This window comes from Agrobacterium sp. DKPNP3 (genome assembly GCF_052686535.1).
In genome coordinates, this window is sequence record NZ_JBQYSN010000067.1 from 1 (window position 1) to 15,278 (window position 15,278).

Annotated in this window: 13 protein-coding genes; 1 reads left to right on the top strand and 12 read right to left on the bottom strand. The window is 59.6% G+C overall.

The window, feature by feature from the left end:
• From recN to ACUTJJ_RS17495, 8 genes are all read right to left on the bottom strand, one after another.
• The coding region (gene recN, locus ACUTJJ_RS17460; protein ID WP_445542919.1) for a DNA repair protein RecN at window positions 1-1,467 on the bottom strand (1,467 nt) is incomplete at its 3' end.
• 15 nt (window positions 1,468-1,482) lie between these two features.
• Entirely contained in the window at window positions 1,483-2,349 is an 867-nt protein-coding gene (locus ACUTJJ_RS17465; protein ID WP_063950566.1) for an outer membrane protein assembly factor BamD, read from the bottom strand.
• 233 nt (window positions 2,350-2,582) lie between these two features.
• Window positions 2,583-3,542 carry a UDP-3-O-acyl-N-acetylglucosamine deacetylase gene (gene lpxC / locus ACUTJJ_RS17470; RefSeq protein WP_445542920.1) on the bottom strand — a complete coding sequence of 320 codons (960 nt, stop codon included), beginning with the start codon at window positions 3,540-3,542 and terminating at the stop codon, window positions 2,583-2,585.
• Between the two features lie 273 nt (window positions 3,543-3,815).
• Window positions 3,816-5,573, bottom strand: a complete 1,758-nt coding sequence (ftsZ, locus tag ACUTJJ_RS17475; protein WP_063950568.1) for a cell division protein FtsZ — start codon at window positions 5,571-5,573, stop codon at window positions 3,816-3,818.
• A 91-nt stretch (window positions 5,574-5,664) separates the two neighbouring features.
• Complete coding sequence (ftsA, locus tag ACUTJJ_RS17480) at window positions 5,665-6,996, bottom strand: cell division protein FtsA (RefSeq protein ID WP_063950569.1); 1,332 nt, start codon at window positions 6,994-6,996, stop codon at window positions 5,665-5,667.
• A complete protein-coding gene (locus ACUTJJ_RS17485; protein ID WP_172801646.1) occupies window positions 6,993-7,925 on the bottom strand; it encodes a cell division protein FtsQ/DivIB in 933 nt (310 codons plus the stop codon). Before ACUTJJ_RS17485 ends, ftsA begins: the two co-directional genes overlap by 4 nt.
• Window positions 7,913-8,839: a D-alanine--D-alanine ligase gene (locus ACUTJJ_RS17490; protein ID WP_445542921.1), complete on the bottom strand. Its 927-nt coding sequence runs from the start codon at window positions 8,837-8,839 to the stop codon at window positions 7,913-7,915. The genes ACUTJJ_RS17485 and ACUTJJ_RS17490 overlap by 13 nt, the downstream gene beginning before the upstream one ends.
• A 94-nt stretch (window positions 8,840-8,933) precedes the next feature.
• Window positions 8,934-9,101 (bottom strand): hypothetical protein, encoded by a 168-nt coding sequence (locus ACUTJJ_RS17495; RefSeq protein ID WP_445542922.1) that lies wholly within the window; start codon window positions 9,099-9,101, stop codon window positions 8,934-8,936.
• A 280-nt stretch (window positions 9,102-9,381) separates the two neighbouring features.
• Between ACUTJJ_RS17495 and ACUTJJ_RS17500 the strand changes: the two genes are divergently transcribed.
• Window positions 9,382-10,686, top strand: a complete 1,305-nt coding sequence (locus ACUTJJ_RS17500) for an MFS transporter (RefSeq protein ID WP_404497027.1) — start codon at window positions 9,382-9,384, stop codon at window positions 10,684-10,686.
• 68 nt (window positions 10,687-10,754) lie between these two features.
• Here the strand turns inward: ACUTJJ_RS17500 and ACUTJJ_RS17505 are convergent, their stop codons facing one another.
• The 4 genes from ACUTJJ_RS17505 to murG all read right to left on the bottom strand — a co-directional run bounded on the left by ACUTJJ_RS17505 (window position 10,755) and on the right by murG (window position 15,276).
• Window positions 10,755-11,564 (bottom strand): GGDEF domain-containing protein, encoded by an 810-nt coding sequence (locus ACUTJJ_RS17505; protein WP_209087577.1) that lies wholly within the window; start codon window positions 11,562-11,564, stop codon window positions 10,755-10,757.
• 201 nt (window positions 11,565-11,765) lie between these two features.
• On the bottom strand, window positions 11,766-12,731 hold the full coding sequence (murB, locus tag ACUTJJ_RS17510) for a UDP-N-acetylmuramate dehydrogenase (RefSeq protein WP_063950573.1): 966 nt from the start codon (window positions 12,729-12,731) through the stop codon (window positions 11,766-11,768).
• Window positions 12,728-14,143, bottom strand: coding sequence for a UDP-N-acetylmuramate--L-alanine ligase (gene murC / locus ACUTJJ_RS17515; RefSeq protein ID WP_209087574.1), 1,416 nt, complete (start codon window positions 14,141-14,143; stop codon window positions 12,728-12,730). The genes murB and murC overlap by 4 nt, the downstream gene beginning before the upstream one ends.
• Window positions 14,140-15,276, bottom strand: coding sequence for an undecaprenyldiphospho-muramoylpentapeptide beta-N-acetylglucosaminyltransferase (gene murG, locus ACUTJJ_RS17520; protein WP_209087572.1), 1,137 nt, complete (start codon window positions 15,274-15,276; stop codon window positions 14,140-14,142). The genes murC and murG overlap by 4 nt, the downstream gene beginning before the upstream one ends.
• Between the last annotated feature and the right edge of the window lie 2 nt (window positions 15,277-15,278).

Consider the following 15,278-nt stretch of genomic DNA (forward strand, 5'->3'; position numbering starts at 1 on the left):
GGTCACGGAGAGAACCTGTACGGTTTTGGACAGGCGGCGCAGACGCTGGCCGATGGCATCCGCCACTGCTCCGCCGACGCCGGTGTCGATTTCATCGAAGACCAGCGTGGGCGCCGAGCCGCGGTCGGCAAGCGCGACTTTCAGTGCCAGAAGGAAGCGCGACAGTTCGCCGCCCGAGGCAACCTTCATGATCGGGCCGGGGCGCGTGCCCGGATTGGTCTGGACGTGGAATTCCACCGTATCGATGCCGTCAGCCGTCGCCTGTTCGGGATCGGACGTCACCTCGACCGTAAACCGCGCCCGTTCCAGTTTCAGCGCCGGGAGTTCCGCCATCACGGCGCTCGAAAGAGCCTCCGCGGCATGACGGCGCTTCTCAGAAAGCGAGTGGGCGGCCCGGTCGAAATCAGCTTTGACCACACCGAGATTGGCCTCGAGCTTGCCGAGCTTTTCTTCACCGGCATCGAGGTCGGCGAGATCGGCAACCATTTTTTCGGCGAGAGCCGGAAGGTCAGGTACGGCGACGTTGTATTTGCGTCCAGCGGCGCGCAGCGCAAACAGCCGCTCCTCTACCCGCTCCAGCTCACGCGGATCGAACTCGGTGCGGCGCAGGGCCGCCTCCACTTCCATCTGCGCGTTGGAGAGGCTGTCGAGCGCGGCATCCAGCAATTGTACGGTATCTTCCAGAAGGCCGGGCGCCTCATGGCTCTTACGTTCCAGACGCCGCATCATCGAGGCGATGACAGGCACGGGCGAAGCATTGCCATTCAGAAATTCGCTCGCCTCAGCGATATCACCGGCAATACGTTCGGATTTCTGCATCACGGCCCGACGTTCTGCCAGCTCATCCTCTTCGCCATCGCGCGGCGAAAGCGTTTCCAGTTCCTCGACGGAGGACCGCAGGTAATCCGCCTCACGCGCCGCCGCCTCCACCTTGGCACGGTGGGTCTTCAGCGCCCGCTCGGCATCTTTCCAGGTCCGGTAGAGGCCCTGAACGCTCCGCGCCTCATCGCTGAGCCCGGCAAAGGCATCCAGCAAGGTGCGGTGCGCGTCGGTATCGACAAGGGCGCGGTCGTCGTGCTGACCATGGATTTCGACCAGCAACTGACCGAGCTGCCGCATCATCTGCACGCTTACGGCCTGGTCGTTGACATAAGCCTTGGTGCGCCCGTCGGCCGATTGAACGCGACGAAAAATAAGATCGCCGTCGTCATCGAGACCATTTTCGCGCAGCAGAAGCCGGGTCGGATGATCGTTCGGAACTTCGAAAGTGGCCGTCACCTGCCCCTTGTCTTCGCCGTGGCGCACGAGGCCGCCATCACCGCGCCCGCCAAGGGCAAGCGAAAGACTGTCAAGCAGAATGGATTTGCCCGCACCCGTCTCGCCCGTCAACACGGAAAGGCCCGCCTCGAAACCGAGGTCGAGCCTTTCGATGAGAACGATATCGCGAATCGAGAGCTGGACCAGCATGGTCTATGCCCCGTCTCAGGCGCCGATGAGCTTCTTGCCGGCGCGCGAAATCCAGGATCCCTTGTTTTCACGCGGCTCGAGACCCTGACCCTTCAGCAGCTTGTAAGAGTCAGCGTACCATTGGCTATCGGGATAGTTGTTACCGAGTACGGCAGCAGCAGTCTGGGCTTCATCCGCCAGACCCATGGCATAATAGGCTTCGGTGAGACGCGCGAGCGCTTCTTCGATCTGGTTGGTGTTTTGATATTGCTCGACCACGATGCGGAAGCGCGACACGGCAGCAAGATATTCCTTGCGCTCGAGGTAATAACGGCCGACCTGCATTTCGCGGCCGGCAAGCTGGTCGCGAGCGAAACGGATCTTGGCCTGTGCGTCGGGCACGTATTCCGAATCGGGATAATCCGTCACGACCTTGTTCATCGCTTCGATGGTGCGCTGTGCGGCGCGCTGGTCCTGCGTCACGTCCGAAATCTGCTTCGAATAGGCAAGACCGATCATGTACTGAACGTAGGCGGCATCCTTCGAGCGCGGATATTGGCGCAGGAACCGGCTGCCGGACGCGATGGCCACGTCGTTCTTGTTGGTGCGTGTGGCAATGAATGTCTGCATGACAAGCGCCTTCTGTCCCCATTCGGTGAACGGGTACTGCTTGTCGATCGCCTCGAACTTGCGTGAGGCTTCCGTCATATTGCCTTTGTTCATGTTCGCCAGCGCCTGCTTGTACAGAACGTCTGGCGGATCGGTCTCCACGCCGAGCTTGGTGATGTCGATATCCGGATCGGACTGGCAGGCCGTGACGACGACGCTCGCGCCGACCAACATCAACGAAACGGCGATCCCCCGCATCGTACCCTTCATTGCACCAGACCCTACATGCTTCATTCGACAGTTCCCACTTCCCGCGCAAATACATAAGCATCGGCTTTGTATTGGCGTTCTAGCCATAAAAGCATCCGCAGGGCAACGCAATGATGACGCATTAACGCATTTTTATGGCATCGCCCCATGCAATCGCACGAATATCGGGCGATAATATGCAACTTCCTGCCCCGCCTCACGAAAAAGCCGCCCCAAAGGAGCGGCTTTTCCTGTCAATTGATAGCCCGCAGAAAATCTTATGCAGACCAGGGTGCGAATTCGGGCATGTTGACCGCCACAAATTCGCGCGCGCGAACCATCTGATGGCGGGCAGCCGGGGCTTCGACGATCTCGTAAGCCGTACGGTCGCTCAACAGCGCCTTCAGCGCATTGGCGTTGACCTTGTGGCCACCGCGGTACGAACGATAGCAGCCGATGAACTGCGCGCCGGCAAGCGCCAGGTCGCCCACGGCATCCAGCGTCTTGTGGCGGACGAATTCGTCCTTGGCATAACGCAGGCCTTCCATATTGATGACGCTGTTGTCGTCGGAGATGACGACCGAGTTCTCAAGCGAGGAACCCAGCGCATAACCGGCGGCCCACAGACGCTCCACGTCGCGCATGAAGCCGAAGGTACGGGCACGCGACAACTCGTTTTTGAACGTCTCCGCCGTCAGGTCACCCTTCCACGACTGCTTGCCGATGAGCGGCGTATCGAAATCAATGTCGACCTCGAAGCGCGTGCCGTCATAGGGACGGAATTCCGCCCAAGAAGCACCCGAATCGATGCGTACAGGTTTGATGACCCTGATATAGCGACGCTTCACACCAAGGTTCTTGATGCCAACGGATTCAATCGCCTCGATGAAAGGTGCCGAGCTGCCGTCCATGATCGGAACTTCCGGGCCGTCAACCTCGACGATGAGGTTGTCGAGGCCCATGGCGTAGATGGCGGCCATGACATGTTCGATCGTCGCGACAGACTGCGTCAGCGAGCGGCCGAGCACCGTGCAAAGATCGGTGTTACCGACATTGGCGGAAACGGCCTTCAGTTCGGTAACGCTGCCATTGTCATGAAGGCGATTGAAAACAATGCCCGTTCCAGCTTCTGCAGGCTGGAACGTCATCGAGACCGGATTGCCGGAATGCACGCCAATGCCTTTAAGCTGAACAGCATGTGCGATAGTTGCCTGAAATCCGAGCAGTCCGATGGTCATGCGTCTATGCCTTGTTTTACAAACAGCGTCGCTTGGGGTCAGCGCCGTTCAAAGTTCTCGAGCCGGGTTTTAACGACCAGCGAAGTCAGTCTGTTCCTTTACCCATCCTCATACATACGCACATGTACGTGCCACGACAAATCACTGTTCGTTTCGGATTGTTACATGCGCAAGCGGCTGAAAACGCTGATTAATTTAGTGTTAATAACGTGAAATAAACAAAACGCCCGGATCGTGAGATCCGGGCGTTTCAAAGGGCTTATGGAATCGCCTTTAGTTGGACTGGCGACGCAGGAATGCCGGGATTTCCAGCTGGTCATCATCGTGATGGCTGGAGGAAGCAGGCGTTGCGCGGCCGTGATCGTCAAGCTGGCCACGACGCGGGGCGTAGAGGCTTGCTTCCGGCGAAAGCGGGGCGCGGCGCTGCTGCGGCGCCATGCTCGGTGCGTCCATCATGTCGGAAGGAACTTCTTCCTCTTCACGGCGGCCAAGCGAGTTGGTGATGCGCTTCAGAAGACCCATCGGGCCACGCTCTTCCTGGGCAGCAGGAGCGGCATGGGTGCGGTGGTCCAGCTCAGCCTTCACGACCGGGGGGAAGTCCTCGACCTTCGGCATGCGAACCGGCTCAGGCTGGCGGGCAACCGGCGCGGGTTCCTGATAGACGGGAGCCTGCGGCTGCTGCATGCGCGGTGCCGGAGCGGCATGCTGTTCCGGCGCGTGATAGACCGGTGCCGGAGCAACCGGAGCCGGAGCGGCCTGCTGAACCGGCTGGGCCGGACGCAGTGCCGCCGGTGCTTCAGCCGGAGACGATGCAAACAGCTTGCTCTGCGGACGGAAGTCCTGAGCCGGCTGCTGGTGAGCGGCAAAACCGAGTTCACGTTCCATCTCGGCTTCAGCCGAACGGATGGTCTGGGCAATCGGGTCTATGGCCTTCGGTGCCTGCGAAACTGCGGCAGGCTGTACTGCGGCCGGAGCGGGAGCAACGGCCGCGGAAGGACGGATAAGCGGCTTTGCAGCGGCGGCTGCGGCGCGCATTTCGGCAACGTTCTGTTCGCCGACGCCTGCAACGCGGTCGATGCCGGTTGCAACGACGGAGACGCGGATGAGGCCTTCAAGCGCTTCATCGAAGGTTGCGCCGAGGATGATGTTCGCATCCGGATCGACTTCTTCGCGAATGCGGGTCGCGGCTTCGTCGACTTCGAACAGGGTAAGGTCGCGACCGCCGGTAATGGAGATCAGCAGGCCCTGCGCACCCTTCATCGAGGTTTCGTCGAGCAGCGGGTTGGCGATGGCCGCTTCCGCAGCCTGCATCGCGCGGCCCGGACCGGAAGCCTCGCCGGTGCCCATCATTGCGCGGCCCATTTCGCGCATGACCGAACGGACGTCGGCGAAGTCGAGGTTGATGAGACCTTCCTTCACCATCAGGTCGGTAATGCAGGCAACGCCGGAATAGAGGACCTGGTCGGCCATGGCGAAGGCGTCCGCAAAGGTCGTCTTGTCATTGGCAATACGGAAGAGGTTCTGGTTCGGAATGACGATCAGCGTATCGACGGACTTCTGCAGTTCCTCGATGCCCTGTTCGGCAAGACGCATACGGCGACCGCCTTCGAAGTGGAAAGGCTTGGTAACGACGCCGACCGTCAGGATGCCCTTGTTGCGGGCGGCCTGTGCGACGACAGGAGCCGCGCCGGTGCCGGTGCCGCCGCCCATGCCGGCGGTGACGAAGCACATATGGGTGCCGTTCAGGTGATCGATGATCTCGTCGATGCATTCTTCAGCGGCAGCGCGGCCGACTTCCGGCTGGGAACCGGCGCCAAGGCCTTCAGTGACGTTGACGCCGAGCTGAATGACCCGATCTGCCTTGGTCATGGTCAGCGCCTGGGCATCCGTGTTGGCAACGACAAAGTCGACGCCCTGAAGGCCAGCCGTGATCATGTTGTTGACAGCGTTACCACCGCCACCGCCAACACCGAAGACGGTGATGCGTGGCTTCAGCTCTGTGATATCAGGCTTCTGCAGCTGTATCGTCATTTTAACATTCCTTCTTTCTCTGGCCGCATCGCCCCGCTGGCCGATTCTTGAAACTCAACTCTGAAACCTCCGGCTTGCGCCCCGAGGCTACTCAAAAACTCTCTTTCAGCCATTGCCCCACCCGGGCTATCCGGCCGCTACCATTGCCAAACGGCGAGAACATTCCGCCTTGCGCCGCATGAATTTCGATGTCCGCCACCTGCGGATAGATCATCAGTCCGCACGCCGTCGAAAAGGCAGGCCCCTTTGCCGCGACCGGAAGACCGGCAACACCCATCGGGCGGCCGATACGAACGTTGCGGGCAAGAATGCGCCGCGCCGTTTCCGGCAGACCCGTCAGCTGGCTTGCGCCGCCGGTCAGGACGACGCGCTTGCCGACAATCGGGCTGAAGCCGGACTTCTGGATACGATCACGGATCAATTCCAGCGTCTCTTCGATACGCGCCCGCACGATGCGGGTGACCAATGCTCTTGAAACTTGCGATGGTTGATCGCGATCATCTTCGCCAATCGGCGGGATCGAAATCATGTCGCGCTCATCCGCGCCATTCAGCAATGCCGAACCATGCACCACCTTCAGTCTCTCCGCATCTTCGATTCGTGTCGAGAGGCCTCGTGCAAGATCTGTCGTAACGTGATGGCCGCCAAGGCCGATCGCGTCGGTGTGAATGAGCCGGCCTTCGGCGAAAACCGAGATCGTCGTCGTGCCGCCGCCCATGTCGATGGCGGCGCAGCCGAGTTCGACTTCGTCGTCCACCAGTGCGGCTAGACCGCTGGCATAGGGCGTCGCCACCATGCCTTCGACGGACAGATGCGCGCGGTTGACGCAAAGCTCGAGGTTCTTCAGCGCCGTGCGTTCGACGGTCACCACATGCATGTCGACGCCGAGAAGATCGCCATACATCGACAGCGGATCGCGAATGCCGCGCTCACCATCCAGAGAGTAGCCCGTCGGCAGCGAATGCAGGATGGCCCGGTCCTGGCGCATGGACTGCTGGCTTGCCGCCACCAGAACCTTGCGCAGATCGCTCGCTTCCACTTCCTGCCCGCCGAGATCGATGCTCGCCGTATAGATATCGCTGGCAAGCCTTCCAGCCGAAACATTGACGATCAGGCTGTCGACGGTAAGCCCCGCCATGCGCTCGGCCGCATCGACCGCAAGACGAATGACACCTTCCAGCGCATCAAGGTCGGCGATCACGCCTGACTTCACGCCGCGCGACCGCTGATGACCGATGCCGATGATTTCCACCTTGTGGGTGCGGCCGGGCAGAATTTCGCTTTCCTGACGCGGCGTCAGCCGGCCGATCATGCAAACGACCTTGGTCGAGCCGATGTCCAGCACCGAAACGATGTGGCTGCGCTTGGAAGACAGCGGCTTCAGCCGGGGCAGGCCGAAATGGGAAGAACCGAAAAAGCTCATGTGTTCTTCTCCGCTTTCTTGAGAGCCTTGGTGCGCGCATCGACAGCAGCCTGACGGCGCTCGGCAGCGCCTTCGGTCAATTGAATGGTCGTGCGATCCGAAAGGCGCAGGTCCACCGCAGCGACATCACGCGACAGCACCTTTTCTTCCAGATCGAGCCGCGCCAGCAGTTGCAGCGCCTTCGGCAGATTTTCTTCCGGCAGCTTCACGACGATGCCGTTGTCGAGATGCAGGTCCCAGCGGCGGCCAGCGATGCGCACATAGGCGCGAACACGGTTGCGGATTTCCGGCCAGTCCGCCAGTTGATCGACGAAACCGGCTGCACCTGTTTCCGCATCGCGGCCGACGAACAGCGGCAGGGACGCGAACTTGTTGTCACGCAGCGGCGCAATCACGCTGCCGCTTTTTTCGATGAGTGACAGTTCCGAACCGTGCTGCCAGATGCCGAAAGCCTGACGCTCTTTCAGGCGGACCTCGATTGTCTTCGGGTAAACCTTGCGGATATCGACGTCTTCGACCCAGGGAAGCTGTACGAGCTTGCGGCGCGCGGCATCGATATCGAGCGCAATCAGCGAGGTGCTGCCATCAAGGCCGAGAAGCTGGAAAACGTCGATTTCTGACGTCTGGAGGTTGCCGGAGACCTTGACGTCTTCAACCGCAAAACCGGCGGCAGACGTGGTCGCCTGTGTCACGATGTTGGTGTGGCCGCCAAGCGACATGCCGTAAAGGCCAGTCGCCGCATAAAAGGCGACGGCCGCAATCGTGCCGGTATGGGCGGGAATGTGGATGCGTCCGGTCGCAAGACTGACGCCGAAGCGCACGACGCGACGCAGCGGACGCGGCAATACCATGCGGTCGTCGGCGCTGGGCGCCGCCGCGAATTGCTCGCGCTTTTTTGCCGTCGACTTTTTGCCGATCATCGCAAACACGAAGCGTCCTCCACCATCCAGCTGACAAGGTTACCAAAGGAGCGGCCAGCATGGGCCGCCATTTCCGGCACCAGGGAGGTCGGCGTCATGCCCGGCTGGGTGTTCACTTCAAGCCAGATAACTTCGCCATCTTCTGAGAAACGGTCGTCGTAACGAAAGTCTGAACGGCTTACGCCACGGCATCCGATCGCCCGATGCGCCATAACCGCCAATGATTGAATCTTTTGGTAAATTTTCGGTGAAATTTCCGCTGGAATGACATGTTTCGAGCCACCGGCGGCGTATTTTGCATCGTAATCGTAAAAATTATGACCAAGCGGCACCACCTCGGTGACACCCAGCGCCTCGCCATCGAGCACGCCGCAGGTCAATTCGCGGCCATGGATATACCGCTCGACCATGACATGGTCGCCGTATTTCCATTCAGAGGAGGTGAGAATTTGCGGCGGATGCGACTGATCTTCCTTGACGATCACGACGCCGAAGCTCGAGCCTTCACGCACCGGCTTCACCACATAAGGTGGCGCAAGGGGATGTTCCATGGTGAAATCGAAACGGTTCATGACGCGTTCGGCAGCGACAGGAACGCCGGCGGCGGCAGCCACCTTCTTGGCCTGCGCCTTGTCCATGGCAAGGGCGGAAGCCAAGACGCCGGAATGGGTATAGGGAATGGCGAGATATTCGAGGATACCCTGAATGGTGCCGTCTTCGCCGAAGGGCCCATGCAGCGCATTAAAAGCGACATCCGGGCGCAGCTCGTCGAGCACGGCAGCGATATCGCGCCCCACATCGACACGGGTGACGTTGTAGCCCTCGTCTTCCAGAGCCTGCGCGCAAGCATTGCCCGACGACAGGCTGACTGGCCGCTCCGACGAAAATCCACCCATAAGAACAGCTACGTGTTTGCCGCCCATCGAACCCTCTGACACCAACTCTCCGTTACGAACCATGCTGCGAACCGACCGTTTTGGAACGACGGTGATTCTGGCACATGATCCTTGAGATCAGTTAAACGCCATTAAGGTTAATGAATCGTTTACTTTCGTTAACCGCCGCGCCCAACGTGCCAAGTTCCATTAAAGAATCAGCACCGATCCGGATTCCCTCCTTGGAATCAGAGAGTTGCGAGGATTGCAACATGCGGGTTTTCAATGATCGGAAATAAATCGTGGCCATGCCCCCTGTCCATGCGAGACGATGGCAAGGCCGAAACGTTAACAGGAAGCATTATTCCCCAGACAAAATTATCTGACGTTTCAGCGCGTTAAATCCACGGCCTGAATCAGTCTCTCAATCGCTGAACGATCACCGTCGGGCAGCAGCATGCCCACCGCCTCATCAATCACATTATTTGCAATATTTCTTTTTTTGCATTCCATGGGAACGAAAATTGCGTTAACCCACTCAGCGCCTTGTTAGGCATGACATTGCAATCCTCCACAATGGAACCAATACCATGACTGAAGCGATATCTCCGGTATCGCCGACAGCTGACAATTCGAACGTTGTAAAGACAAATTCGCCTGCACGAGTTCTCACTGCCAGCCTGGTCGGCACGACCATCGAGTTTTTCGATTTTTACGTTTACGCCACGGCCGCAGTGCTCGTGTTCCCGGCCCTGTTCTTCCCGAACAATGACCCGATGACGGCGCTTCTGGCGTCTTTCGCGACATTCTCCATCGCCTTTTTTGCTCGCCCCTTGGGCGCCGTGGTCTTCGGTCACTATGGCGACCGCGTCGGCCGCAAGACAACGCTTGTCGCAGCATTGCTGACCATGGGCGTGTCGACGGTCGTGATCGGTTTGTTGCCCTCCTATGAGACGGCGGGCGTCCTTGCGCCGCTGTTGCTGGCGCTTTGCCGCTTCGGCCAGGGCTTCGGTCTGGGTGGCGAATGGGGCGGTGCCGTCCTGCTCGCCACCGAAAATGCCCCTCCCGGCAAGCGCAGCTGGTATGGCATGTTCCCTCAGCTCGGCGCACCGGTCGGCCTGTTCCTCTCGTCAGGCGTCTTCTGGATCCTGCTGCACTTCATGTCGCAGGAAGCACTGCTCAGCTGGGGCTGGCGCATTCCCTTTGTCGCCTCGATCATCCTGATCGCCGTCGGCATGTGGGTTCGCCTGTCGATCACCGAAACGCCCGATTTCCAGAAGGCGATCGAAAAGGAAGAACGTGTGGCCGTGCCGGTCGCGGAACTGTTCCGCAACCACAAGCGCAGCCTTGTGCTCGGTACCTTCGTAGCGCTGGCCACTTTCGTGCTTTTCTACATCGGCACCGCCTATCTGCTCTCCTACAACGTCAAGGTCCTGAAAATTCCGTTCCTCGACGCGCTGGAAGTGCAGATCCTCGGCTCCGTCGTTTTCGGTATCTTCATCCCGATCGCCGGCAAGCTTGCCGAGAAATTCGGCCGTCGCGAAATCCTGATCATCACCACCGTTCTGATCGGCCTGTTCTCCTTCCTGTTGCCCAGCCTGATGACCGGTGGCGAAGGCTCGATCTTCGTCTTCGCTGCTCTGGCGATGATGTTGATGGGCATGACATACGGCCTGATCGGCACGGCGCTTGCAGCCCCCTTCCCGACCCGCGTGCGCTACACCGGCTCGTCCATCACCTTCAACATGGCCGGCATCTTCGGCGCATCGCTGGCGCCTTACATCGCCACATGGCTGCAGGTGAACTACGGCATGGGCTATGTCGGCTATTACCTCTGCGTATCCGCCCTCATTACGCTCGCCTGCATTCTTCTGTCGCGCAAGGACGAAGTCTGATCTGAGACGCTCAACGACAAAAGCCCGCTAAACCTTCGTTTCGCGGGCTTTTGTCTGTCAAATTCTGCTTAAGCCACCGACTGCCGGCGCTCCACGTGCCCCGTCATGCAGACGCGATTGCGGCCGCCCTCTTTCGCCCGATAAAGGGCCAGATCGGCATTGTGCATGACCTTGTCGAAAATTTCGGCGTCGCCGCGAAAAGCGACACCAATCGAAATCGTTACCGTGATCCGCAAACCCTGGTAGTCCACCGGCGTCGCCGCGACGGCTGCGCGCACCCTCTCGCACATCTGCAGGAAGGCCAGCCGGTTGGTCTCCTGGACGACCACAAATTCCTCGCCGCCCAAGCGCGCGACATGCGCTGGAGGATCGAAATACTCCCTTATCCGGCTGGCGACGCTCGATATGACGAGATCGCCGACGAGATGGCTGTACCTGTCATTCACCGATTTGAAATGATCGATATCGAAAAATGCGACGCAGTAGTCGGTGCCGAGTTTATCACATGCCGCATAAAGGCCGAGCCGGTTGCTGAGACCAGTCAGGGCGTCCGTATGGCTCAGATGCAGAAAACGCTCGTGAGATTGCACGAGAATTTGTACTTCCCTCGCATTCAGCCAGCAGACCAGCAATGTCACGGTGAACGCCACAGCGCCGCCGAGCGTCACAGCCAACATGATCCCATTGAAGAGATCGGTCACGAGCCCGAACTGGGCGAGAAGCGTCAGGCCGCCAGTGCACATCAGAATGACAATGAGCGTCACGAGACAAGCAATACGAATGGAGAATTCCAGAGGCTTGAGCCGCCGCCGACCCTCGAGCGTCGCGACCGAAAAACTCATCATCTCGATCGGTTTTTTCCAAAGACCCAACATCATGCTCAAAGGCACCCAGATCAAATATTTCTGTTAGTATTTCCTAATGAAAAAACAATATAAAATTCAAAAACGAAACCTTGCCCTAGCCGATCGAGCATTCACCCCAAAAGATAGAGTAAAAAACATTGATCGACCGTTACGAAACACGTAACAGTCGATCAAAAGCAGAATTTTCTTGTCATAGGCAGCATTCGCCGGGGTTTATGCCCCGAGGAACGGCTCCACTTCACGACCCGGCATGAAGAGGCCAAGGCGCTTGATTTCCCATTCCAGCCGGATGCCCGATTTCTCGAAAACACGCCTGCGGATGGTCTCACCGAGATATTCCAGATCGTAACCGGTCGCATGGCCGGTATTGATCATGAAATTGCAATGTAGCGACGACATCTGCGCGCCGCCGATGACCAGACCACGGCCACCCGCTTCGTCGATCAGTTCCCAGGCGGAATGACCGTCTGGATTCTTGAAGGTCGAACCACCGGTCTGTTCGCGAATCGGCTGCACGGTCTCGCGGTGATGCCGCACGGCGTCCATATCCGCACGGATCTTCGCCTTGTCTTCCGGATAACCCTCAAACAGCGCGCCGGTAAAGATCAGGCCCTTGTCGGCGCCGGAATGGCGGTAGCTATAGCCCATATCCGCGTTGGAAAGCACATGCTGATTGCCCTGACGGTCAACCGCATAGACTTCCACAACACGTTCACGCGTCTCGCCGCCGTTTGCGCCCGCATTCATGCGCAGCGCGCCGCCGATGGAGCCGGGAATGCCGTAATAGAAGTGGAAGCCGCCGATGCCATTATCCATGGCCATGGCCGCAATATGCTTGTCCGGGCAGATCGCGCCGGCCTTGATGCGGTTTTCGCCCGCAAGCTCCACCTGGCCGAAACCCTTGGCGGACAGGCGCACGACCACACCCGGAATGCCGCCGTCACGTACAAGCAGGTTCGAGCCGACGCCGACCACGGTCAAAGGCACGTCTTCCGGCAGAATTTTCAGGAAGGCAATCAGATCATCCGTATCGTGCGGCTGGAACATCACCTCCGCAAGACCGCCGGCTCTGAACCACGTCACGCGGTCCATGGGCGCATCCGGTGTCAGACGTCCCCGCAATTCATTTACCCCGTCGCCGAGCCTCCCCAGCAATTTAACCCCATCGACCTGTCTCATTCAGACTTTCCTGATATGCTCTTCAATTCCGACGGCAGCGCCGCTGCCCATTGCGTGATATTTCCAGCCCCCAAGAGAACCACGAAATCACCCGGATTCGCAATGGCTGCGACCTCAGACGCCAAGTCTTCCCGTTTTTCGAGGAAACGGGCATCACGGTGGCCGGCGGCCTTGATGGCTGAAACCAGCGCTTCGGAGCTTGCGCCTTCGATAGGATCTTCGCCCGCAGCATAGACCGGGGCAAGGAGAATCGTATCGGCATCGTTGAAACAATGCGCGAAATCATCAAACAGGCTCGAAAGGCGGCTGTAGCGGTGCGGCTGGTGCACGGCGATGATGCGGCCCTTGCAGGCTTCCCTCGCTGCCTTCAGCACGGCCTTGATCTCCACCGGGTGGTGTCCGTAATCGTCAAAAACCTGCACCCCATTGGCTTCGCCGGTGAGCGTGAAACGGCGCTTGACGCCGCCGAAGGATGCAAGTCCCTTCTTGATGTCGGCTTCCGAGATGCCGAGACGATTGGCAACGGCGATGGCAGCGGTTGCATTCGACACGTTGTGGCGGCCAGGCATCGGCAGGACGAGATCCTTGAAGGAGAACACCTTGCCGGTGCGGCGGCGGCGGATTTCCACGTCGAAGACTGAGCGCGTGCCATCGATGCGGACATTCGAAAACCGCACATCGGCCTGCGGGTTCTCGCCGTAGGTGATGACCTTGCGGTCTTCGATCCGGCCGACCAGCGCCTGAACCTCGGGATGATCGAGGCACATGACGCCGAAACCGTAGAACGGTACGTTCTCGACAAACTGCCGGAACGCGGCGCGCACGGCATCGAAATTGCCGTAATGGTCAAGATGTTCGGGATCGATATTGGTGATGACGGCGACATCGGCCGGCAGCTTCAGGAAGGTGCCGTCGGATTCATCCGCCTCCACCACCATCCACTCGCCCTCACCCATGCGGGCATTGGTGCCGTAGGCATTGATGATGCCGCCATTGATGACGGTCGGGTCGAGATTGCCGGCTTCCAGCAGCGTCGCGACCATGGAGGTCGTCGTGGTCTTGCCGTGGGTGCCGCCAATGGCGATGGCGTTACGGAAGCGCATCAACTCGGCCAGCATTTCCGCACGGCGAACGATCGGCAGGTGCTTTTCCCGCGCCGCGACGAGTTCCGGATTGCTCTTCTTGATCGCAGTGGAAACGACCACGACTTCTGCATCACCAATATTATCAGCGGTGTGGCCGACAAATACTTCGATGCCCTTCTCACGCAGACGCTGCACATTGGCGCTTTCCGCTTGATCCGAGCCCTGCACCCGGTGGCCGAGATTGTGAAGCACTTCGGCAATGCCGCTCATGCCGATCCCGCCTATGCCGATGAAATGCACAAGGCCTATGGCTTTCGGCATCTTCATGCCCCAACTCCTTCATTCTTATTCTTGAATTCCTGTACGGATTGCCCAGAGGCGATTGCTTCCACCAGATCGGCCAGCACATCCGCCGCATGCGGCTTGCCGGTTGCCTTGGCCGCTGCTGCGGTTGCGGAAAGACGATCCGGCTCCGCAAGCGCCGAGGATATCAGGCCGGAGAGCTTTTGCGGCGACAGGTCTGCCTGCTTGATGACACTTGCCCCGCCCGCGGCCGACAGCGCTGCCGCATTCGCCGCCTGATCATGATCCAGCGCATGCGGATAAGGCACGAGGATCGACGGGCGGCCGATCACCGAAAGCTCCGATACCGTCGAAGCGCCCGAGCGGCTGATCACCAGATCGGCCTCACCGATGCGCGAGGCCATGTCGCCGAAGAAGGGCGAAACGTCAGCCTTTACGCCCAGTTTCTGATAGGAGGCGATCACGCTGTCCTTGTCTTCCGGCCGCGCCTGCTGGGTGACGACGATGCGCTTGCGCTGCTCGTCTTTCAGAAGGCAGATCGCAGCGGGGACAGCGCTCGAGAAAAATTGCGCACCCTGACTGCCGCCAAACACGACGAGCTGGAAAGGCTCACCCGTCTGCGAGGCGGTGTATGGTATTTCTGAGGCCGCCAGCACCGCTGGGCGCACCGGATTGCCTGTCGCGACAGTTTTCTCGGAATATTGACCATTCGCGGGTGGCAGGAAGCCGCCGGCAATTGCCTTTACCCGTCCGGCAAGCGCCTTGTTGGCCCGGCCCATCACGGCATTCTGTTCGTGAATGATGGAGGGAACGCCAAGCCCGGTGGAGGCCAGCAACGGAGGCACGGTGGGATAGCCGCCGAAACCGACAACAGCGACCGGCTTCAGTTTCGCCACCAGCCGACGCGCCGCGCGCAGGCCAACCCAGAGCTTCCAAAGCGAACGCGCCACGGAAACCGGGTTTTTGGAGCCGATGGTCGCAGACGGCACAACATGAATATCATCCGCCGGGAACTTGCCCGCATAACGCTCGGCGCGGCTGTCGGTGACGAGATGCACCTGGTAACCGCGCGCCTTCAGCGTATGCGCCAGCGCCTCTGCCGGAAACACGTGGCCGCCGGTTCCACCGGCGGCAAGAAGAACGATACCCTTGCTCATGA

Excerpts from the sequence above, each read along its gene's own strand:
- ftsZ (WP_063950568.1), bottom strand. The coding sequence starts at position 5,573 with ATGACGATACAGCTGCAGAAGCCTGATATCACAGAGCTGAAGCCACGC.
- lpxC (WP_445542920.1), bottom strand. The coding sequence starts at position 3,542 with ATGACCATCGGACTGCTCGGATTTCAGGCAACTATCGCACATGCTGTT.
- ACUTJJ_RS17490 (WP_445542921.1), bottom strand. The coding sequence starts at position 8,839 with ATGGGCGGCAAACACGTAGCTGTTCTTATGGGTGGATTTTCGTCGGAG.
- ACUTJJ_RS17500 (WP_404497027.1), top strand. The coding sequence starts at position 9,382 with ATGACTGAAGCGATATCTCCGGTATCGCCGACAGCTGACAATTCGAAC.
- murB (WP_063950573.1), bottom strand. The coding sequence starts at position 12,731 with ATGAGACAGGTCGATGGGGTTAAATTGCTGGGGAGGCTCGGCGACGGG.
- murC (WP_209087574.1), bottom strand. The coding sequence starts at position 14,143 with ATGAAGATGCCGAAAGCCATAGGCCTTGTGCATTTCATCGGCATAGGC.
- ftsA (WP_063950569.1), bottom strand. The coding sequence starts at position 6,996 with ATGAGCTTTTTCGGTTCTTCCCATTTCGGCCTGCCCCGGCTGAAGCCG.
- ACUTJJ_RS17465 (WP_063950566.1), bottom strand. The coding sequence starts at position 2,349 with ATGAAGCATGTAGGGTCTGGTGCAATGAAGGGTACGATGCGGGGGATC.
- ACUTJJ_RS17495 (WP_445542922.1), bottom strand. The coding sequence starts at position 9,101 with ATGGCCACGATTTATTTCCGATCATTGAAAACCCGCATGTTGCAATCC.
- ACUTJJ_RS17505 (WP_209087577.1), bottom strand. The coding sequence starts at position 11,564 with ATGATGTTGGGTCTTTGGAAAAAACCGATCGAGATGATGAGTTTTTCG.
- murG (WP_209087572.1), bottom strand. The coding sequence starts at position 15,276 with ATGAGCAAGGGTATCGTTCTTCTTGCCGCCGGTGGAACCGGCGGCCAC.